Origin of the sequence: Cellulomonas pakistanensis (assembly GCF_016862755.1) — a bacterium.
Taxonomy (GTDB): Bacteria; Actinomycetota; Actinomycetes; order Actinomycetales; family Cellulomonadaceae; genus Cellulomonas; species Cellulomonas pakistanensis.
On record NZ_BONO01000026.1, the window covers coordinates 1 to 20,128 of the forward strand.

The following is a 20,128-nucleotide window of genomic DNA, read 5'->3' on the forward strand; positions in this document are numbered from 1 at the left end:
CCGGCACCACCGGCGGCAGCACCACCGTCGGCGGCGGCGACTCCGAGGGCATCGGCTCGGGCACCGGCATCGCCGCCCCGATCGACATCCCCGTCACCATCGGCGACATCGCCCTCGGCGTGATCGGCGACGCCACCACCGACTCCGGCACCGGCTCCACCGGCACCGGCACCACCGGCGGCGACACCACCGTCGGCGGCGGCAGCTCCGACGGCCTGCTCGGCTCCATCGGCGTCGACCTGCCGATCTCGATCCCCGTCGCGATCGGCGACGTCGCGGTCGGCGTGGTCGGCGAGGCCGCGGTCACCGACCCCGGCACCGGCACCACCGACCCCGGCACCACCGACCCCGGCACCACGGACCCGGGCACGGTCCCGGGCACCGGGACCACCGACCCCGGGACCGTCCCGGGCACCGGCACCGGCACCGACGACGGCACCTCCACCGCCGACGGCACGGCCTCCGGCGTCGCCGACGGCACGACCTCCGGCACCACGGTCGCCGCCGTCGCCGCCCGGTCCGAGGTGCTCGCCGCGGGCGAGCTCGCCACGGCCCTCGAGCGGTCCGCCGCCTCGGCGGCGGGCGTCCCGGCGGCCACCGCCCCGGCGGCCCTCGCCACGACCGGCGGCCCCGCCGGCCTCACGACCCTGGCGGCGCTGAGTCTGCTGGCCCTGGGCCTGCTGCTCCGCCGCGTCCCGCGGGTGGTCCTGCACTGACCGCCCGCCGCTGAGCCCGTCGGCCGGCGACGGGTGCGGGACCTCCGCCGGCCGACGGATCCACGTGATCCGGACCCCGCAGCACCGGGGGGCACACGCTGACGCCACCCCCGGGACCGAAGGAGAGGAGAGGAACCGGCCACGACGGTCGGCGACGGGTGCGGGCCCGTCGCCGACCGTCGGCGCGCCCGGCGTCAGGACGCCTGGAAGCTCCGCGCCATCTCGCGCTGCTCGTCCAGCACCTCGCCGATCCGCGCCTGGACCTCGTCCATCCGCCGGATCGTGGTGCTGACGGACTCGATCCCGCGGGACACCGCGGCGGTGTTCGCCTGGATGTCGGCGACCTGCTGCTCGACGCGGGACGTCGCGGTCGACGTGCCGCCGGCGAGGTCCTTGACCTCGGTGGCCACGACCGCGAACCCGCGGCCGGCCTGGCCGGCGCGCGCCGCCTCGATGGTGGCGTTGAGCGCCAGCAGGTTCGTCTGGTCGGCGATCGACGAGATGACCCGGATGACGTCGCCGACCGCGGAGGACGACGCCTCGAGCGTGCGGACCTCCTCGGCCATGGCCGAGGTCTGCGCGACCGCCTCCTCGGCGACCCGGACGGCCTCGGACGCGCTCTCGGACAGCCGGGCGACGCTGCCGAGGAGCGCCTCCGCAGCGGTGCGGTCGCGCTGGGCGGCCCGGATGATGTCGACCCGCTGGGAGACCAGCTTGGCGACGTTGCGCAGCGAGCCGCGCCGGCTGTCGCTGAGCTCGATCGTCTCGGTGGTGAAGAAGTCCATGGTCCCGAGCACCTCGTCGCCGACGACGACGGGGAGGCACACCCCGGACCGCACGCCGGCGCGCTGGGCGGCGGGCGCCCGCACGCAGTCGGTCAGCTCGCCGAGGTCCCGGACGAACACGAGGTCCCGGGCCCGCCACGCGCGCCCGGCGAGGCCGACGCCCTCCGCGAAGCTCGCGGCCAGGGTCACCCGGCGGAACTCCTCCCCGGCGCTGCCCGACTCGACCTGGAACCGCAGCACGCGCGCCGCGGGGTCGACGGCCCAGTAGGAGCCGTACTCCCAGCCGAACTCCTCGCGCACGGTGTCGAGCGCGGTCCGGAGGGCCTGCTCCTCGTCGGTGCAGGCGCCGACCTTGGCGACCGACGTGGTCACGGCCTGCTGGTCGCGCGCGACCTGCGCGATCTCGTCCGCGGCGCGGCGCGCCTCCAGCGCCTGGGAGACGGTCCGCGCGAGCACGTCGAGGACGAGGGTCTGCTCGGTGCCTTCGCTCCGGACGGACGTCGACAGGAAGTCGAGCACGGCGACGACCTCGCCGCGCTCCCACAGCGGCATGGTCATGGCGCCGCGTGCGCCGGCGCGGAGGAACGCCTCGCCGCGCGAGCAGTTCGTGGCGTGCTCCCGGAGGTCGGCGACGGGCAGCACGCCGTCGCGCTGCCAGGCCAGCCCGCACAGGCCGACGCCCTTCGGCATCCGGTAGCCCGGCGTCATCTCGGTGAGCTCGCGGGACAGGTGCCCGGTCTGCGCCACGAAGGTGAGCGCGCCCTGCGCCCGGTCCACCCGCCAGGCGGACGCGTACTCGAAGCCGAGCGCGCCGCGGATCGTCTCGAGGATGTCGCCCAGGTCGCCGCAGCCGGTCGACGCGCCGAGGCCGCGGACGACGTCGTCCAGCGCCCGCAGCTCGCGCTGCACGTCCGCCGCCGGCGCCGCCTCGACCGCGCGGCCCCGTCGCCCCCTCAGTCCTGCCATGTCGATCCCCTTGCTGTACGCCCGCGCGCCCCTGCGTCTGCTCCGCACGGCCTCCCCCTGGGTGGCCACCCGATCGGCAGCCGCCCTCGGACCGTGAGGGGTTGGGTGAGCGCCTTCCGCCCCCGCCAGCGCGCGTCACCCCCACGAGGGACGGGCCCGAGTGCACCCGGGCGCCGCTGGCCTGCGCGGACGGGCGACGCCGCCCCTGGCGGCGACAGCTCCGGATCACCCGGTCGCCCGCCGTGGGAGGATGCGGCCCATGCCCGCGCACGAGAGCAGCCCGTCCGCCGCGCCCGTCGCCCGCACGTCGCTCGCCGACGTCGAGCCGCCGATCGCCCTCGGCCCGCTGGACGGCCGGTACCGCCGGACGGTGGCGCCGCTGGTCGACCACCTGTCCGAGGCGGCGCTGAACCGCGAGCGGGTGCACGTCGAGGTCGAGTGGCTGATCCACCTGACCGCGCACGGCGTGGTCCCGGGCGCCCCGGCGCTGTCCGACACCGACCGGGCGTACCTGCGCGCCGTCGTGACGGACTTCGGCGCGGCGGACGTCGCGCGGCTCGCCGAGATCGAGCGGACCACGGTGCACGACGTGAAGGCGGTCGAGTACTTCCTCAAGGAGAAGATCGCCGCCGCCCCGTCCGTCCTCGGCGAGGGCACGGTGCTGCCGTCGGTCTCCGAGCTCGTGCACTTCTGCTGCACCAGCGAGGACGTCAACAACCTGTCGTACTCGCTGATGGTCCGCGGCGCGGTGCGCGACGTGTGGCTGCCCGCCGCGGCCGGCCTGGTCGACGACCTCGCCGCGATGGCCCACGACCTCGCCGACGTGCCGATGCTGGCGCTGACCCACGGCCAGCCCGCCACCCCGACGACGCTCGGCAAGGAGCTCGCCGTGCTCGCGCACCGGCTGCGCCGCCAGCTCCGGCGCGTCGAGGGCGCGGAGTTCCTCGGCAAGCTGAACGGCGCCACCGGCACGTACGGCGCCCACGTCGTCGCCGTCCCGGGCGCGGACTGGCCCGAGGTGAGCCGCACGTTCGTCGAGCACCTCGGCCTCACGTGGAACCCGCTGACGACCCAGATCGAGTCGCACGACTGGCAGGCCGAGCTGTACGCGGACGTCGCGCGGTTCAACCGGGTGCTGCACAACCTGGCCACCGACGTCTGGACCTACATCTCGCGCGGCGTCTTCACCCAGATCCCGGTGGCGGGCGCGACCGGCTCGTCGACGATGCCGCACAAGGTGAACCCGATCCGGTTCGAGAACGCCGAGGCGAACCTCGAGCTCTCGTGCGCCCTGCTCGACACTCTGGGCGCGACGCTGGTGACCAGCCGGCTGCAGCGCGACCTCACCGACTCCACGACGCAGCGGAACATCGGCCCGGCGTTCGGGCACTCCCTGCTCGCGGTCGACAACGTGCGCCGCGGCCTGGCGGCGCTGTCCGTGGATCGGGACCTGCTGGCGCGCGAGCTCGACCAGAACTGGGAGGTGTTGGGCGAGCCCGTGCAGTCGGCCATGCGCGCCGCCTCCGTCGCGGGCGTCACCGGCATGGAGAACCCGTACGAGCGGCTCAAGGAGCTGACCCGCGGCCGCCGGCTCACGGCGGACGACATGCGCGAGTTCATCGGGGGCCTGGGGCTGCCGGACGACGTCGCGGCGCGGCTGCAGGCCCTGACCCCGGGCTCGTACACCGGCCTGGCGGCGGACCTGCTCCGCTACCTGGAGGACTGACCCGGCTCGGCATCGACGCCGAGGGAGGACCATCGCGTCGAGGTAGGACCGTCTCCGGTCCTACCTCGACGCGGACGTCCTACCTCGACGAGCGCACGCGGGCGTCACCCCGCGGCTCGGCCCACCGGCGCGGGTGGGACCCGCGCCGAGCGCCGACGCCGCGGCAGCCGAGCGCCCGGGTCAGCCACGGGCGGCGGCCGGGGTGAGGTCCGCGCGCGGGACCTCGACCGCAGCCAGGTCCGCGAGCGCCGCGGCGTACGCGGCCGCGTCGCCGGCGCTGGCGGCCTCGCGCGCCCGGACGGTGGGCTCGTGCAGCGCCGCGCGGACCGTCCGGCGCAGCGCGCGGGCGGCCCGCTCGTCGAGGCCGTCGGCGGCCGCGGCCAGCTCCTCCAGCACGCGCCGGCGCTCGGCCACGACGGGCGGGTTCCACTGCCGCGTGCGCAGGTCGCGCTCGAACGTCGCGGCCTTCTCCGTGACGACCGCGCGCGCCTCGGCGACGGTCGCGGAGTGCCCGTCGGGCGCGTGCTCGGCGACGGTGGTGAGGCTGACCAGCCGGACGCCCGGCAGCTCGCCGACGGCGGGGTCGACGTCGTGCTGCAGCGCGAGGTCGAGGACGGCCAGCGGGCGGGCGCCCACCGCGGCCTCCGCGGAGCGGGCCCGGATCAGGGCGTCGACGTCGAGGACCGCGCCGGCCGCGCCGCTGCAGGCCACGACCAGGTCGACGCCGGCGAGGCTCGCGGCGAGGTCGTCGGTGGCGGCGGTGACCCCGCGCTGCGCGGCGAACTGCCCGGCGCGGCCGCTGGCGGAGTAGACGAGCACGTCCTCGCAGCCACGGGCCTTGAGGGCGGCAAGGCTCGCACCGGCGTAGGAGCCGGTGCCGATCAGCAGGCAGCGGACGTCCTCCCACGCGGGCAGGCCGTCCTCGACCAGGTCGAGCGCGACGCCCACCACGGAGCGGCCGGCGGCGCCGAGGCCGGTGCGACCCTCGACGGCGCGTGACGTGCGGGACGCAGCCTGGAACAGGCCCTCGAGGTCGGAGGTCGTGGTGCCGTCGCGGCGGGCGGCGGTCAGCGCGCGGCGCACCTGCCCGGCGATCTCGCGCTCCCCGACGACCATCGACTCCAGGCCGGAGGCGACGGCGAACAGGTGCTCGACGACCCGGGGGCCGGTGGCGGGGACGAGGGCGTCGGCGACGCGCTGCCGCGGGTACCCGGATCGGGCGGCCACCGTGCCGGCGACCGCGGCGCGGGCGGCGTCGGCGTCCGCGGCGTCGGCGACGTCCAGGTACAGCTCGAAGCGGTTGCAGGTCGCCAGGACGACCGCCCCCGCGATCGAGTCCGAAGCCGTCACGATCTCCCGCCCGACGGCGTGGGTGTCGGCGGACAACCGCTCCAGCACGGACAGGTCGAGGTCGTGATGGCTGGCCACCAACGACAGCATCACCACGCCCAGAATTTAATCACTCCAGGGAAGACGGGGCACAATCGTCCTGATGTCGACTCCGTCACGCCCCGACGCGCCCACCGGCGCCCCGGCGACCCCCGCCCCCGTCCTCCCGTCGCACCCGGACGGCACCGGCCTGCCCGCCGACCACCCGCTGGTGGACGGCCGGACGGCGCACGCGCCGCTGGTCGACGCGTACCGGGGCCGGACCCCGTCGCGCCGCCCGGTGTGGTTCATGCGCCAGGCCGGCCGGTCGCTGCCCGAGTACCGCGAGGCCCGCAAGGGCACCGCCATGCTCGACGCCTGCCTGACGCCGGACCTCGCGTCGGAGATCACCCTGCAGCCGGTCCGCCGGCACGGGGTGGACGCCGCGATCTTCTTCTCCGACATCGTGATCCCGCTGCGGCTGGCCGGCGTGGACGTCGACATCCAGCCCGGCGTCGGCCCGGTGATGGGCTCCGCGGTGCGGACGGCCGACGACGTCGCCCGGCTGCGCGCCGAGCACCCCGCCGAGTCGCTGACCCCCGAGGTGCTCGCGCCGGTCGTCGAGGCCGTGCGGCTGACCACGGCGGCGCTGGGGTCGACCCCGCTGATCGGGTTCGCGGGCGCGCCGTTCACGCTCGCCGCGTACCTGGTCGAGGGCCGGCCGTCGCGCGACCACCTCGCCGCCCGCACCCTCATGCACGCGGACCCGGCGACCTGGCGGGCGCTCACCGGGTGGGCCGCGGACGTCACCGGCGCGTTCCTGCGCGCCCAGGTGCTCGCGGGCACCAGCGCCGCCCAGCTGTTCGACTCCTGGGCCGGGTCGCTGTCCCTCGCGGACTACACCGCGCACGTCGCGCCGGCCTCGACCCGCGCCCTGGCGCACGTCGCCGACCTGGGCGTGCCGCGCGTGCACTTCGGCACCGGCACCGGCGAGCTGCTCGCCGCCATGCGGGACGTCGGCGCGGACGTCGTCGGCGTCGACCACCGGATCGGCCTCGACGAGGCGGTCCGCCGGCTCGACGGGCGGGTCCCGGTGCAGGGCAACGTGGACCCGGCGCTGCTCGCGGCGCCGTGGCCGGTGCTCGAGGCGCACGTGCGCGACGTGGTGGCGCGGGGCGCGGTCGCCCCCGGGCACGTGGTGAACCTGGGCCACGGCGTGCCGCCGGAGACCGACCCCGACGTGCTGACCCGCGTCGTGGCGCTGGTGCACGAGATCTGAGGGCGGGTCCCCGGTCCCACGGAGGAGGGGCCGGGAACCGGCACGGTGGACGGATGAGGAAGGACGCGGCCACGAGCCAGCACGAGGAACGGACCGGGCACGGGGCGGGCACCCCGGCGCCGGACGCCGGGCACCACGACGCGATCGTGGTCGGCGGCGGCGTCGCCGGCCTGGTCGCCGCGCGGGAGCTCGCGCTCGCCGGCCTGCGGCCCCTGGTGCTGGAGGCGTGGTCCTCGCCGGGCGGCGTCGTCGGGCGGCACGAGGTCGACGGACTGGCGCTGGACGCGGGTGCGGAGTCGTTCGCGACCCGGGGCGGCGTCGTGGCGGCGCTGGCCGACGAGCTGGGCCTGGCCGACCGCGTCGTCACGCCGGAGCGGCACGGCGCGTGGGTCCGGCTGCCCGGCGGTGCGGGCCCGCTGCCCCGCACCGGCCTGCTCGGCATCCCCGCCGACCCGTGGGCGCCGGACGTGCGCCGGACCATCGGGGTCCTCGGCTCGCTGCGCGCGTCGCTGGACCGGCTTCTGCCCGCGCGCGTCGGCACGGCCGACGGGACGACGCTCGGCGCCCTGGTGCGTGCGCGGGCCGGGCGCCGGGTGCTGGACCGCCTGGTGCGGCCCGTCGTCGCGGGCGTGCACGCGGCCGAGCCGGACGACGTCGCCGCCGACGCCGTGGCCCCCGGGCTGGTCGCCGCCGTGCGCCGGGAGGGGTCGCTCGCGCGGGGCGTCGCGGCCCAGCGCGCGCTCGCCCCGGCCGGCTCGGCGGTGGCCGGGTTCCGCGGCGGGCTGCACGTGCTGGTCGACGCGCTGGTGGCCGACGTCGTCGCGCGCGGCGGGGCCGTGCGCACCTCGGCCGCGGTGCGCGCCGTCGCGCGGTCGGGCGACGGGTTCGCCGTGACCCTGGGCGGACCGGCCGACGCCGAGGGCCCCGACGGCGCCGACGCCCCCGGCGGCGGGACGCTCACGACCCCGCGCCTCGTGGTGGCGACCCCCCGCGCCGTCGACCTCCTCGCCGGCGTGGCCCCCGGGCTCGCCGGCCTGGCGACCGACCCCGGGGCGGACATCGTGCTCGTGACGCTGGTGCTCGACGCCTCCGCCCTGGACGCGGCGCCGCGCGGCACCGGCGTGCTGGTCGCGCGCGGCGTGCCGGGCGTGCGGGCCAAGGCGCTCACGCACGCGACGGCCAAGTGGCGCTGGCTCGCCGAGGCGGCCGGGCCGGGCCGGCACGTCGTGCGGCTGTCCTACGGGCGCGCCGGCGACGCCGCGGGCGCCCGCGCCGGGGTCCCCCGCGACCTCGACGCGCTCACGGACCTCGCGCTGCGCGACGCGGCCGCGGTGCTGGGCGTGCCGCTGCGCCGCGAGCAGGTCCGGGCAGCCGCCCGGGTGCGCTGGCGGCAGGGCCTGCCGGTGCCGAGCGCCGCGCACCGCGAGACCGTGCGGCGGGTCCGCGCCGCCGTCGCCGACGTGCCCGGCCTGGCGGTCGTCGGCGCGTGGGTGTCCGGCAACGGCCTCGCGTCCGTCGTCCCCGACGCCCGCGCCACCGCGGCCGCCCTGGCCGCCGCCGTCCCCCCGGACCGCCCCGCCCCCACCGCTCACCCGGAGGCCTGACCCGTGCACCGCAGCCCACGACCCGCCGCTTCGACAGATCCGAGCGGGGTGGCCGAGACTGGGGGCATGCCCCAGACGGTCCGGGTCGGCACCCGTGCGAGCGCGCTCGCCCTCACCCAGACCGGGCACGTGGCCGACGCGCTGACCGCCCTCGGCGGCGGCGAGCACGAGCTCGTGCGCGTCCGGACGGACGGCGACCGGCTCACCGGCTCGCTGGCCAGCCTCGGCGGCACCGGCGTGTTCGTGACCGCGCTGCGCGACGCCCTGCTCGAGGGCCGGTGCGACGTCGCGGTGCACTCCTTCAAGGACCTCCCGACCGCGGTGTCGCCCGGGCTGGTCGTCGCCGCGGTCCCGGTCCGGGAGGACCCGCGGGACGCGCTGTGCGCCCGCGACGGCCGGACCCTCGCCACGCTGCCGCGGGGCGCCTCGGTCGGCACCGGCTCGCCGCGGCGGGCCGCGCAGCTCCGCGCCGCCCGGCCGGACCTGGAGGTCGTCGACATCCGCGGCAACGTGGACACCCGGCTGAAGCGGATCGAGGCCGACCTCGACGCGGTCGTCCTCGCCCGCGCCGGCCTGGCCCGCCTGGGCCGGCTCGACGCGGTGACCGAGGCGCTGCCGTTCGACGTGATGACGCCCGCCTGCGCCCAGGGTGCGCTCGCCGTCGAGGTGCGCGCGGAGGACGCCGCCGCCGGCACGCCGCTCGCCCGGGCGCTCGCCGCGCTGGACCACCGGCCCACCCACCTGGCGGTCCTCGCCGAGCGCGCGCTGCTCAGCCGGCTCGAGGCGGGCTGCGCCGCGCCGGTCGGCGCCCACGCGCACCTCGGGGCGGACGACGTGCTCACCCTCGAGGCTGTCGTCCTGCGCGTCGACGGCACCGCGGCGCTGCGCCGGACGGCCTCGACGACGCTGGCGGGCGGGGTCGCCGGCCCCGACGGCGCGGACCCCGCCGCAGCGGCTGGGCGCACCGCGCTGGCCGCCGCCGCGCTCGGGACCCGGCTCGCCGAGGACCTGCTGGCGGCGGGCGCCGCCGACCTCGCGGAGCTCGGCGCGTGACGGGCCCGGACGGCACGACGGCCACCGGACCGCTCGCGGGGCGCACCGTGCTGGTCCCGCGGTCGACCGACGGACCCGACCCCCTGGTGATCGCCCTGCACGCCGCCGGCGCCGAGCCCCTGGTGGTGCCGCTGATCCAGACGGTCCCCCCGCTCGACCCGACCGAGCTGGACGACGTCCTGCTCGCGCTCGAGGTCGGCTACTACGGCTGGGTCGCCGTCACCAGCGCCGCCGCGGTGCCCGTGCTGGTCGACCGCGCCGAGGAGACCGGCCACACCCTGGCCGGCCTGCTCGACGGCGTCCGGGTCGCCGCGGTCGGCGGGAGCACGGCGCGCGCGCTGCGCGAGGCCGGCGTCCGGGTGGACCTCGTCCCGGTCGGCCGCTCCTCCGCCGCCGCGCTGCTCGCGGCGTGGCCGCCCGCCGGCGAGGAGCCGGAGCGCGTGCTGCTGCCGCTCGGCGACCTCGCCGCGCCGACGATGGCCGAGGGGCTCGAGGCGCGCGGCTGGCCGGTCGACGTCGTCGAGACCTACCGGACCGTGCCGGGACCCGCGCCCGAGCCGGAGGTGCACGACGCCTACGCCGCCGGCCGGGTCGGCGCCGTGCTGCTCACCTCGGGCAGCACCGCGCGCAACCTGCTCGCCATGCTCGGCGCCCCGCCCCCGGGCACGCTGGTGTGCTGCATCGGCGAGTCGACCGCTGCGGAGGCCCGCCGCGCGGGGCTGCCCGTGCACGCCGTCGCCGACGACCAGACCCCGGGCGGGCTGGTGGCCGCGCTCGCGCGGGCCGCCGCCGCCCGCCCCGACCCCGACCCCGTCGCGGCCCACCCCGCCGCGCCGGGCGACGCCCCCGCCGCCGCACCCCGGGCGGCCGACCCCGACGGAGACCACGCATGAGCACCACGGAGCCCGACGCACCCACCCTCCCGCTGTCCCCCGCCGCGGCGGTCGCCGCGGCGCGGCCCGGACGGGTCCGCCCGCGCCGCATGCGCGGCACCGCGGCCCTGCGCCGCTCGGTCAGCGAGGTGCGGCTGCACCCGGCGGACCTCGTGCTCCCGCTGTTCGTCAAGGAGGGGCTCGACGAGCCCGCGCCGATCGCCTCGATGCCCGGCGTCGTCCAGCACAGCCGCGACTCGCTGCGCCGGGCCGTCGTCGAGGCCGCCGCGGCCGGTGTCTCGGCGGTCAACCTGTTCGGCGTCCCGCTGGTCCGGGACGCCGTCGGCTCCGGCGCGACCGACCCGGACGGCGTGCTGAACCGCGCCATCGCCGACGTGCGCGCCGAGGTCGGCGACGCGCTCGTCATCCAGGCGGACCTCTGCCTCGACGAGTTCACCGACCACGGCCACTGCGGCGTGCTGACCGCGGACGGCTGGGTCGACAACGACGCCACCCTGGTGCGGTACGCGGAGATGGCGCTGGTCCAGGCCGAGGCGGGCGCCCACGTGGTCGCGCCCAGCGGCATGATGGACGGCCAGGTCGGCGTGATCCGGGACGTGCTCGACGCCGCCGGCCGGGGCGACGTCGCGGTCCTCGCGTACGCCGCCAAGTTCGCCAGCGTGCTCTACGGGCCGTTCCGCGACGCGGTCGAGTCGACGCTCGAGGGCGACCGCCGGACTTACCAGATGGACCCGGCGAACCGCCGGGAGGCGCTGCGCGAGGTCGCCCTCGACATCGAGGAGGGCGCGGACCTCGTCATGGTGAAGCCGGCGGGCGCGTTCCTGGACGTGCTGGCCGACGTCGCCGCCGTGAGCACCGTGCCCGTCGCGGCCTACCAGGTCTCCGGCGAGTACGCGATGGTCGAGGCCGCCGCGGCGCAGGGCTGGCTGGACCGGCGGCGCGCGATCACGGAGTCCGTGCTCGGCATCCGCCGGGCGGGCGCCGACCAGGTGCTGACGTACTGGGCCGTCGAGCTGGCCCACTGGCTGCGGGAGGAGTGGCGGTGACCGAGGTGACGAGCACGAGCACGAACGAGGGGCTGTTCGAGCGGGCGCGGGGCGTCGTGCCGGGCGGCGTGAACTCGCCGGTCCGGGCGTTCGGGTCGGTCGGCGGCGCGCCCCGGTTCCTGGCGAGCGCCCGCGGGGCGTACGTCACCGACGTCGAGGGCCGCGAGTACGTCGACCTGGTCGGGTCGTGGGGCCCGGCGATCCTCGGCCACGCGCACCCCGAGGTCGTCGAGGCCGTCCGCGACGCCGCCGGCCGGGGCCTGAGCTTCGGCGCGCCGACGCTCGCCGAGGTCGAGCTCGCCGAGGCCGTCCGCGCCCGGGTTCCCGCGGTGGAGCGGCTGCGCCTCGTGTCCACGGGCACCGAGGCGACGATGACCGCCGTCCGCCTGGCCCGCGGCGTGACCGGCCGGGACACGGTCGTGAAGTTCGCCGGGCTGTACCACGGCCACTCGGACGGCCTGCTGGCCGCCGCGGGCTCCGGCCTGGCGACGTTCGCGCTGCCGGGGTCGGCCGGTGTCCCCGCGGCGATCGCGGCCGAGACCATCGTGCTGCCGTACAACGACGTCGCGGCCGTCGAGGCGGCGTTCGCCGAGCACGGCGCGCGGATCGCCGCCGTCATCACCGAGGCGGCCCCCGCCAACATGGGCGTCGTCCCGCCGGCGCCGGGCTTCAACGCCGCGCTGTCCCGGATCACCCGCGAGCACGGCGCCCTGCTCATCCAGGACGAGGTGCTCACCGGGTTCCGCGTGGGCCCCGCGGGCTGGTGGGGCCTGGAGGCGGCGCGCGAGGGCTGGTCGCCCGACCTGCTGACGTTCGGCAAGGTGGTCGGCGGCGGCATGCCCGTGGCGGCGCTGGGCGGCCGCGCCGAGGTCATGGACGCGCTCGCGCCGATCGGGCCCGTGTACCAGGCCGGCACGCTGTCCGGGAACCCGGTCGCGGTCGCCGCCGGCCTGGCGACGCTGCGCCTGGCGGACGACGGCGTGTACGCCGCGGTCGACCGGGCGTCGGCGACGCTCCGGGCCGCCGTGGACGAGGCGCTCACGGCCGTCGGGCTGCCGCACGCGGTGCAGAACGCGAGCAACCTGTTCAGCACCGTGCTCGGCACCGACGCCGGCGCCCGGGACTACGCCGAGATGCTCGCCACCGAGTCGTGGCGGTACCCGGCGTTCTTCCACAGCCTCCTCGCCGACGGGGTGTACGCGCCGCCGTCCGCGTTCGAGGCGTGGTTCGTCTCCGCCGCGCACGACGAGGCGGCGCTCGGCCGGGTCGTCGAGGCGCTGCCGGCGGCGGCGCGCGCGGCGGCCGAGGCGGTTCCCCCGGCCGTGTGAGGTCGATCACGGCGCCGCCCGGGCCGAGTGCCGGGGCGGCGCAGTGACCTGCGGCTTCGTCGGTCCCCGTGATTTCACCCTGGCGGACGGGGCGGCGTCACCCGGCCGGCCCACCGCGGTGCCGGCGCGCTGAACAGCACCGATGCGCACCGTCACCCGATCGGCCGTGGACATTCCGGGCATTGTGCGCGACATTTCGGACAATGCGGATAGATCGCGCCGATCGGTTGCGCGCAAACCCGGCGCTGCTCATCCTGGAGCCACGACGCGCGGCAGGGGGCTGGCGCGTCCACGTCCCGCGTGACCCATCGGGCCCGGGACCCGCGGCGGTGCAGGGGGCACCTCCGCCATTCCAGGGGGTACCAGGACCATGTCCGCAGACCAGACGACGCGCGCCCAGGACGAGACGACCGAGGTCCGCCGCGTGCGCGACCGCCGCTCCCGCGGCAGGCTCCGCGCGGTGCTCGCCGGGGCCGGTGTGCTCGGCATCGGCGCCGCGGTGACGCTCGCCGCGTGGACCGACACCGAGTGGATCTTCGGTGGCACCGACGACGACACGCCGATCGGCACCTCGGTCTTCGAGATCGAGCAGAACGTGTTCGACGGCGACGACTTCACCAACCGCGAGGACTGGCCGGAGGACGCCACCGCGGGCCGCCTCAGCTTCACGGTCGCGGCGGCGTCGCTGTCGCCCGGCGCGGTCGTGTACGCGCCGATGCAGCTGCGCGCGGCGGAGGGCTCCGTCGGCGGCACCGTCACGCTGAACGGCGCCGAGCAGGGCCCCGGCACCGACGCGGCGCTGTTCGACGCGCTCACCTACGAGGCGCGCACCGGCGTCCCCGCCGCGAGCTGCAACGCCACCGGCCTCGCCGCCGGCACGGTGCTCGCGCCCGCGGGCTCCACCCTCGGCGCGGACGGCGCGGCGACCTTCGCCGTCGCGGGCGCGCCCGACGACACGACCGCCGGCGCGCCGGTCGACGTGTGCTTCGCCCTGACGATGCCCGCGACCGCGACCGACTCGGCGCTCCAGGGCCTCACCGTGACCCCGGTGTGGAGCTTCCTGGCGACGTCGCAGTCCTGACCCTCCCGGGTCCGCCCCCGTGCCCGGCGCGCACGCGGCGCGGCCCGGGCCGGGGCGCGCCCGCGAGCGCGCCACCGACCTGGGCCGCGAGGTGCTGCTCACGCTGGCCGCGCTGTTCGGCGCGGTCTGCGTGCTCGTCGTCGTGCTCGTCGCCACGATGGACCTCGGGGTCATCGTGTTCCGGACGGGCTCGATGAGCCCGACCATCCCGACCGGCGGGGCCGCCGTCGTGCGGACGGTCCCCGCCGACCAGGTCGAGGTCGGCGACGTCGTCACCGTCCCGTCCCCGGTGGGCCCGCTGCCCGTGACGCACCGCGTGGTGCACGCGGAGCCGCTCGGCGACGGCAGCACGCGGCTGCGGCTGCGCGGCGACGCCAACGACTCCGAGGACCCGTTCCCGTACGACGTGACGGAGGTGCGCCGCGTGGTGGCCTCCGCGCCCGGCGTCGGGTTCGCGCTCGAGCGGCTCCGGGACCCGTGGGCCCTCGGTGCCGTCAGCGTCGGGCTCTCGCTGCTCGTCTCCTGGGCGCTGTGGCCGCGCGAGCGCCGGCGCCGCGGGCAGGCCGGGCGGGCGCCCCGCGGTTCCGCAGGCCACGCGCCGGGACCGGCCGGGTCGGCCGGCGTGACGCGGGCCGCCGGCCTCCTCGTCGTCGTGGCGGCCGCCGGCGCGCTCGGCCTCGGCTCGGCGGCGCCTGCGGGCGCCGCCGCCGCGCCGGTGCCGGCGCCCTCGCCGACCGCACCGCCGACCGCCCCGCCGCCCGGCGGCTTCGTGCCCGGGGGATCCGGCGGGCAGGTGCTCCAGCTCGCCTCGTCCTTGCCGCTCGGCAGCCCGTGGGACCTGTCGCCGGGGTCGGACCTGGCCTGGCGGGTCGAGTCGACCGTGCGCCCGCCCGGGGGCGCGGCCGCGGCCGCCGGCACGCTGTGGGTCAGCCTGCTGGCGGGCGGGCCGCTGGTCGAGCGCGGCGGCGTCGCCCTCGTGGTCCAGCTGTGCGACACCGGGTGGGCCGCCGACGGCGTGACGTGCCCGGGCGGCGCGCGCGAGGTGCCCGCGACGGTCGACGGCACCGGCGCCCACGTCGACCGCGCCGAGGTCGGGCCCGTGACGTCGGACGGCACGCAGGCGGTCGTCGTGCGGCTGCGGGTCCCCGCCGACCTCGGCGACGAGTACCAGGGCCTCGAGATGACCCTGGCCCTGCGGTTCGACGCGTTCGGCGAGGAGGTCTACCTCAGCGACGTGCTCGCCGCCGTGGACGACGAGCCGGGCTACACCAGCCAGGTCCTGGGCGTCACCGGCGCCGACCTGCGCCCCGCGCTGTGGGGCACGGCGGCGGTGCTCGCGGGCGCGTCGCTCGCCGGCTGGGCGCGCCGCCACCGGCACCGGGAGCGGTGGACGGAGGTGCGCGATGCGCCGTGACCGCGCCGCGCTGCGCGCGGCGGCGGCCCCGCGACGCCGGGCCGCGGCCGTCCTCGCCGCCCTCTCCGTGCTGGCCGGCGGGCTGCTCGGCACCGCGGGCGCCGCCCGGGTCGGGCTGACCGACGCCGCGTGGACCGACGCCGAGCACGTGAGCAGCACCCTCCGCACCCGGACCACCTGGTGCGACGCCGGGCTGTACCGGACGAGCGGGCGCGGGCAGCTGTTCGCGGGCGCCGTCGGCACCGGCACCACGGCCGGGGTCGCGGCCGTCGCCCCGGTGCGCGCCACCAACCCCGGCACCGGGTCGTCGGCGACGCCCGCCGGCGCGACGTCGCTCGGCTCCGCCGCGTACGCCGCGCCGCTGACGGCCGCCGCGCTCCAGCAGGGCGCCGCGCCGCTCGGGTCCGCGGTGACGCCCGCCGCCTCCGCGACGGCGGCGACCCTGAACCAGTACGCGCGCGCCGCGAGCTCCGGCGTCGGCGCGGGCGCGTCGGGCGCGGTGACGAACGGAGGCGCCGTGAACCCCGCCGCCCAGGCCGCCGGCTCGGGCCTGCCCGACCTCGCGACCGTCGACGTGCGGGCGCTCGTGACGCCCCAGGCCCTGGCCACGGGGATCGGCGCCGGGCCCGCCGCCGACCTCACGGGGCTGCGGCTGGTCCCCGGGACGGTCGCGTCGAGCACCGTCCGGGACGCCTGCATCTCCCGGCCGTCGACGACCCGCGCCTACGGGGTGTCCGCGCTGCGCCTCGAGGCGGACAGCACGGCGCTGCGCGCGGCGGCGACCTCGGCGACCTCCGCCGCGACGACGATCCGGTCGAACCTCGCGGCCACGGGGCCGACGGCGGCTGCGGCGGCGGCGAACGTCAACGCCGTGTACCGCTCGAACCAGGAGCTGCTCAACCTGCTCACGCCCGGGACGTCGACCGGGACGCTGACGATGACCGTGCCGGACCTGCCGGCCGCCGTCGCGCCCCTGGCCGGGCAGACGCTCGGCGCCGGCGGCCCCGTGCAGCTGAACCTGGCGACCGGCCGGATGACCGTCGACCTCGCCGCGCTGACCAGCGCGACCCAGGGGGTCAACGGCCGCCCGCCGAACAGCGAGGTGCTCACCGCCGCCGTCCTGGGGTCGGCGTCGTCCGCCGTCGGCAGCCTGCTGCCCGCGTACCGGACGTCGGTGCTGACCGCGGTGTCCACCGCCCTCGCGACCGGCACCGCCACCCTGGTGGTCTCGACGCCGATCACGCTGCTCGGGCTGTCGGGCGAGCCGACCTCCGTGACGTTCACGGGCACGCTGCCCCAGCTCCGGGACCAGCAGGGCACGGTCTCGGTCGTGGTCGGGAACAACAACCGGTGCAACGCCCTCACCTCCGGCTCGTGCACCTCCGTCCGCAACGCGCTCACCTCGGCGACCGGAACCGCCCAGCTCCGCGCCGCCGCCGCGAACGCGCTCGCGAGCACGGTGTACGGCGCCACGACCACGACCCCCTCGGCGCCGCTCGCCACGTTCGGCACCGCCGTCACGACCGCGACCGGCGCGCTGCAGCCGGCGCTGACCAACCTCCCCTCCGTGCTGTCGGCGCAGGTGAACGTCCAGCCCGACCAGCCCGGCGCCCGGACACCCGGCGTGGCGCTCGAGGCGGGCGAGCTCGGCGTGACCGCGCTGCGCGTCGGCGCCACCAGCACCACGCGGACCGCGTGGCTCGCCCTCGGCACGTCCACCGCGGGCCCCCTCGCCTACCGGCCCGCCGGGAGCCCGGGATGACCGGGAATCGCGACCGACCGGTCGGCTCTTCCGCATCGTGACCTCCCGGTAACCGGGGCGTTACACCGCGGTGCGGGAACCGCGGCGGACCTGTGCTTTCCTATGAGCCGCGTCACGACGTCTCAGGCGGCGGACGCGGCGTCTCGCGCCAGGAGACGTGGCCGCCGGGTCACGGCGGCACCTGCATGCCACGGGCGCTCCCGGAGAGCCCCACTTCAGGGAAGAGGTACACGCATGACTGCGGTCCCCCACAACCGGCGGCGCGCCGCCGCGACGGGCGCAGGCCTCGTCGCGACCGCGCTCGTCCTCGCCGCCTGCGGCGGTGGCTCCGGCGACGACTCCTCGGACGGCGGTGACGGCGGCGGCGGTGGCTCGCTCCTCATCGGCACGACGGACAAGATCACGACGATCGACCCGGCGGGCTCCTACGACAACGGCTCGTTCGCCGTCATGAACCAGGTGTACCCGTTCCTGATGAACACGCCGTACGGCAGCCCGGACGTCGAGCCGGACATCGCCGAGTCGGCCGAGTACACCTCGCCCACCGAGTACACGGTCACCCTCAAGCCGGGCCTGACCTTCGCGAACGGCAACGAGCTCACGTCCTCCGACGTGAAGTTCACGTTCGACCGCCAGCTCGCGATCTTCGAGTCGGGCGCGGACGAGGGCAACGGCCCCGGCTCGCTCCTCTACAACCTGGACAGCGTCGCGGCGCCGGACGACACCACCGTCGTCTTCACGCTGAAGGAGGCGGACGACCAGGTCTTCCCGCAGATCCTGTCGAGCCCCGCCGGCCCGATCGTCGACGAGGACGTCTTCGCGGCCGACGCGCTGACCCCGGACGACGAGATCGTGGACGGCCAGGCCTTCGCCGGCCCGTACACGATCACCGGCTACAGCCAGAACGACCTCGTGTCGTACGAGGCGAACCCGGAGTACCAGGGCCTGCTCGGCGAGGCGAAGACCTCCCAGGTCGACGTCACGTACTACGCCGAGGCGTCCAACCTGAAGCTCGCCGTCCAGCAGGGCGACGTCGACGTGGCGTTCCGCTCGCTGTCGGCGACCGACATCGAGGACCTGCGCGGCGACGAGAACGTCAAGGTCGTCGACGGCCCCGGCGGCGAGATCCGCTACATCACGTTCAACTTCAACACGCAGCCGTACGGCGCCACGACGCCGGAGGCGGACGAGGCCAAGGCGCTCGCCGTCCGCCAGGCGGTGGCCGACCTGATCGACCGCGAGGAGATCGCCGACCAGGTCTACAAGGGCACCTACACCCCGCTGTACTCCTTCGTCCCCGAGGGCCTGACCGGCGCGACCGAGCCGCTCAAGGGCCTGTACGGCGACGGCGAGGGCGGCGCGGACGCCGACAAGGCGGCCGAGCGCCTCGAGGCCGCGGGCGTCGAGACCCCGGTCCAGCTGTCGCTGCAGTACAGCAACGACCACTACGGCCCGTCCTCCGGCGAGGAGTACGCGCTGATCAAGGACCAGCTCGAGTCCACCGGGCTGTTCGCGGTCGACCTGCAGACCACCGAGTGGGTGCAGTACGCCAAGGACCGCACCGCCGACGTGTACCCGGCCTACCAGCTCGGCTGGTTCCCGGACTACTCCGACGCGGACAACTACCTGACGCCGTTCTTCCTCACGGAGAACTTCCTCGGCAACCACTACGACAACCAGGAGGTGAACGACCTGATCCTCCAGCAGGCCGTCACCGCCGACACCGCCGAGCGCACCGCGCTCATCGAGCAGATCCAGGACGCGGTCGCCGCGGACCTGTCCACGGTGCCGTACCTCCAGGGCGCGCAGGTCGCGGTCGTGGGTGCGGACGTGACCGGCGCCGAGGACACCCTCGACGCCTCGTTCAAGTTCCGCTACGGCGCACTCGCCATCGGCTGAACCACCTGACCGACGCCCGGCGCGGGCCGCTCCGACCGAGCGGCCCGCGCCTCGCGCGTCACCGGGAAGAAGAGATGACCTCCACCTCCACCACCGGTCCGCTGCAGCCCACGGGCGCCGCGGACGCGACCGCCCCCGGGGGCGACGCCGCACCCGGCCGCACGGAGCCCCGCAGGAAGAGCAGCGGCGGCGGTCTCGGCCGCTACCTGCTCGTGCGGTTCCTCCTGATCATCCCGACCGTGTTCATCCTGGTCACCGTCGTGTTCGTGCTCATGCGCGCGACCGGCGACCCGATCACGGCCGCCCAGGGCGGGCGCCTGCCCGCCGACCAGCTCGCCGAGCGGATCGCCCAGGCCGGCTACGACCGGCCGATCCTGGTCCAGTACTGGGAGTACCTCGGCAACATCCTGCAGGGCGACTTCGGCACCACCCTGAGCGACAGCCGGCCCGTGACCGAGGTGCTCACCACCTTCGGCGCCGCGACCCTCGAGCTCGCGTCCTACGCCCTGCTCGTCGCGTTCGTGGTCGGCATCCCGCTCGGCCTGGTCGCCGCGTACTTCCGCGACCGGTTCCACGACGCCGTGCTGCGCGTGTTCGCCATCGCGTGCTACGCCACGCCCGTGTTCTTCGCCGGCCTGCTGCTCAAGCTCGTGTTCGCGGTCCAGCTCGGCTGGCTGCCGGTGTCCGGGCGCGCCTCGACCCGCTCCGAGATCGAGATGCGCCGGCTGGAGAACCCGACCGGCATCTACCTGATCGACGCGATCCGCACCGGCAACGGCGAGGTCGTGGCGGACGTCCTCCAGCACGCGGTCCTGCCCGCGCTGGCGCTCGGCCTGCTCACCGCCGGCGTGTTCCTGCGCCTCGTGCGCACGAACGTCATCGGCACGCTCGGCTCCGGCTACGTCGACGCGGCCCGGTCCCGCGGCGTCCGCGAGTCCCGCCTGCTCCGCAAGCACGCGTACAAGCCGGCGCTGATCCCGATCATCACCGTCGTCGGCATGCAGGTCGCGATGCTGCTGGTCGGCGCGGTGCTCACCGAGACGACCTTCGAGTGGCGCGGCCTCGGCTTCCAGCTGTCCGAGTACCTGCAGGCGCGCGACTTCGTCGCCGTGCAGGGCATCGTCGTGCTGCTCGCCGTGATCGTCGCCGTGACGAACTTCCTCGTCGACGTCATCGCGGCGCTCATCGACCCGAGGGTGAGGTACTGA

The 20,128-nt window shown here is 76.9% G+C and carries 14 protein-coding genes and 1 pseudogene; 13 read left to right on the forward strand and 2 right to left on the reverse strand.

The window, feature by feature from the left end; all coding sequences use genetic code 11:
• Positions 1–716, forward strand: a pseudogene (locus Cpa01nite_RS15230) (hypothetical protein); the annotation flags it as partial.
• Positions 717–910: 194 nt separating this feature from the next.
• Here Cpa01nite_RS15230 and Cpa01nite_RS15235 read toward each other — a convergent pair.
• Entirely contained in the window at positions 911–2,467 is a 1,557-nt protein-coding gene (locus Cpa01nite_RS15235) for a methyl-accepting chemotaxis protein (RefSeq protein WP_203669605.1), read from the reverse strand.
• A gap of 259 nt (positions 2,468–2,726) precedes the next feature.
• Between Cpa01nite_RS15235 and purB the strand changes: the two genes are divergently transcribed.
• Positions 2,727–4,193 (forward strand): adenylosuccinate lyase, encoded by a 1,467-nt coding sequence (gene purB / locus Cpa01nite_RS15240; protein WP_203669606.1) that lies wholly within the window; start codon positions 2,727–2,729, stop codon positions 4,191–4,193.
• Between the two features lie 180 nt (positions 4,194–4,373).
• On the opposite strand, the gene Cpa01nite_RS15245 is transcribed toward purB, so the two are convergent.
• Positions 4,374–5,633: a glutamyl-tRNA reductase gene (locus Cpa01nite_RS15245; protein ID WP_203669653.1), complete on the reverse strand. Its 1,260-nt coding sequence runs from the start codon at positions 5,631–5,633 to the stop codon at positions 4,374–4,376.
• A 52-nt stretch (positions 5,634–5,685) separates the two neighbouring features.
• Between Cpa01nite_RS15245 and hemE the strand changes: the two genes are divergently transcribed.
• The 11 genes from hemE to Cpa01nite_RS15300 all read left to right on the forward strand — a co-directional run bounded on the left by hemE (position 5,686) and on the right by Cpa01nite_RS15300 (position 20,128).
• Positions 5,686–6,840 carry a uroporphyrinogen decarboxylase gene (hemE, locus tag Cpa01nite_RS15250; RefSeq protein WP_203669607.1) on the forward strand — a complete coding sequence of 385 codons (1,155 nt, stop codon included), beginning with the start codon at positions 5,686–5,688 and terminating at the stop codon, positions 6,838–6,840.
• Between the two features lie 53 nt (positions 6,841–6,893).
• Positions 6,894–8,444: a protoporphyrinogen/coproporphyrinogen oxidase gene (locus Cpa01nite_RS15255; protein ID WP_203669608.1), complete on the forward strand. Its 1,551-nt coding sequence runs from the start codon at positions 6,894–6,896 to the stop codon at positions 8,442–8,444.
• Between the two features lie 66 nt (positions 8,445–8,510).
• Positions 8,511–9,497 (forward strand): hydroxymethylbilane synthase, encoded by a 987-nt coding sequence (gene hemC / locus Cpa01nite_RS15260; RefSeq protein WP_203669609.1) that lies wholly within the window; start codon positions 8,511–8,513, stop codon positions 9,495–9,497.
• A complete protein-coding gene (locus tag Cpa01nite_RS15265) occupies positions 9,494–10,390 on the forward strand; it encodes a uroporphyrinogen-III synthase (protein ID WP_203669610.1) in 897 nt (298 codons plus the stop codon). Before hemC ends, Cpa01nite_RS15265 begins: the two co-directional genes overlap by 4 nt.
• Entirely contained in the window at positions 10,387–11,436 is a 1,050-nt protein-coding gene (gene hemB, locus Cpa01nite_RS15270; protein WP_203669611.1) for a porphobilinogen synthase, read from the forward strand. The genes Cpa01nite_RS15265 and hemB overlap by 4 nt, the downstream gene beginning before the upstream one ends.
• A gap of 5 nt (positions 11,437–11,441) precedes the next feature.
• Entirely contained in the window at positions 11,442–12,764 is a 1,323-nt protein-coding gene (gene hemL / locus Cpa01nite_RS15275) for a glutamate-1-semialdehyde 2,1-aminomutase (RefSeq protein WP_203669654.1), read from the forward strand.
• Positions 12,765–13,134: 370 nt separating this feature from the next.
• Positions 13,135–13,845 (forward strand): SipW-dependent-type signal peptide-containing protein, encoded by a 711-nt coding sequence (locus Cpa01nite_RS15280; protein WP_203669612.1) that lies wholly within the window; start codon positions 13,135–13,137, stop codon positions 13,843–13,845.
• 19 nt (positions 13,846–13,864) lie between these two features.
• Entirely contained in the window at positions 13,865–15,259 is a 1,395-nt protein-coding gene (locus Cpa01nite_RS15285; protein WP_203669613.1) for a S24/S26 family peptidase, read from the forward strand.
• Positions 15,249–17,021, forward strand: a complete 1,773-nt coding sequence (locus tag Cpa01nite_RS15290) for a choice-of-anchor G family protein (protein ID WP_203669614.1) — start codon at positions 15,249–15,251, stop codon at positions 17,019–17,021. The genes Cpa01nite_RS15285 and Cpa01nite_RS15290 overlap by 11 nt, the downstream gene beginning before the upstream one ends.
• Before the next feature lie 234 nt (positions 17,022–17,255).
• Entirely contained in the window at positions 17,256–18,920 is a 1,665-nt protein-coding gene (locus Cpa01nite_RS15295) for an ABC transporter substrate-binding protein (RefSeq protein WP_203669615.1), read from the forward strand.
• Between the two features lie 74 nt (positions 18,921–18,994).
• Positions 18,995–20,128, forward strand: a complete 1,134-nt coding sequence (locus Cpa01nite_RS15300) for an ABC transporter permease (protein WP_203669616.1) — start codon at positions 18,995–18,997, stop codon at positions 20,126–20,128.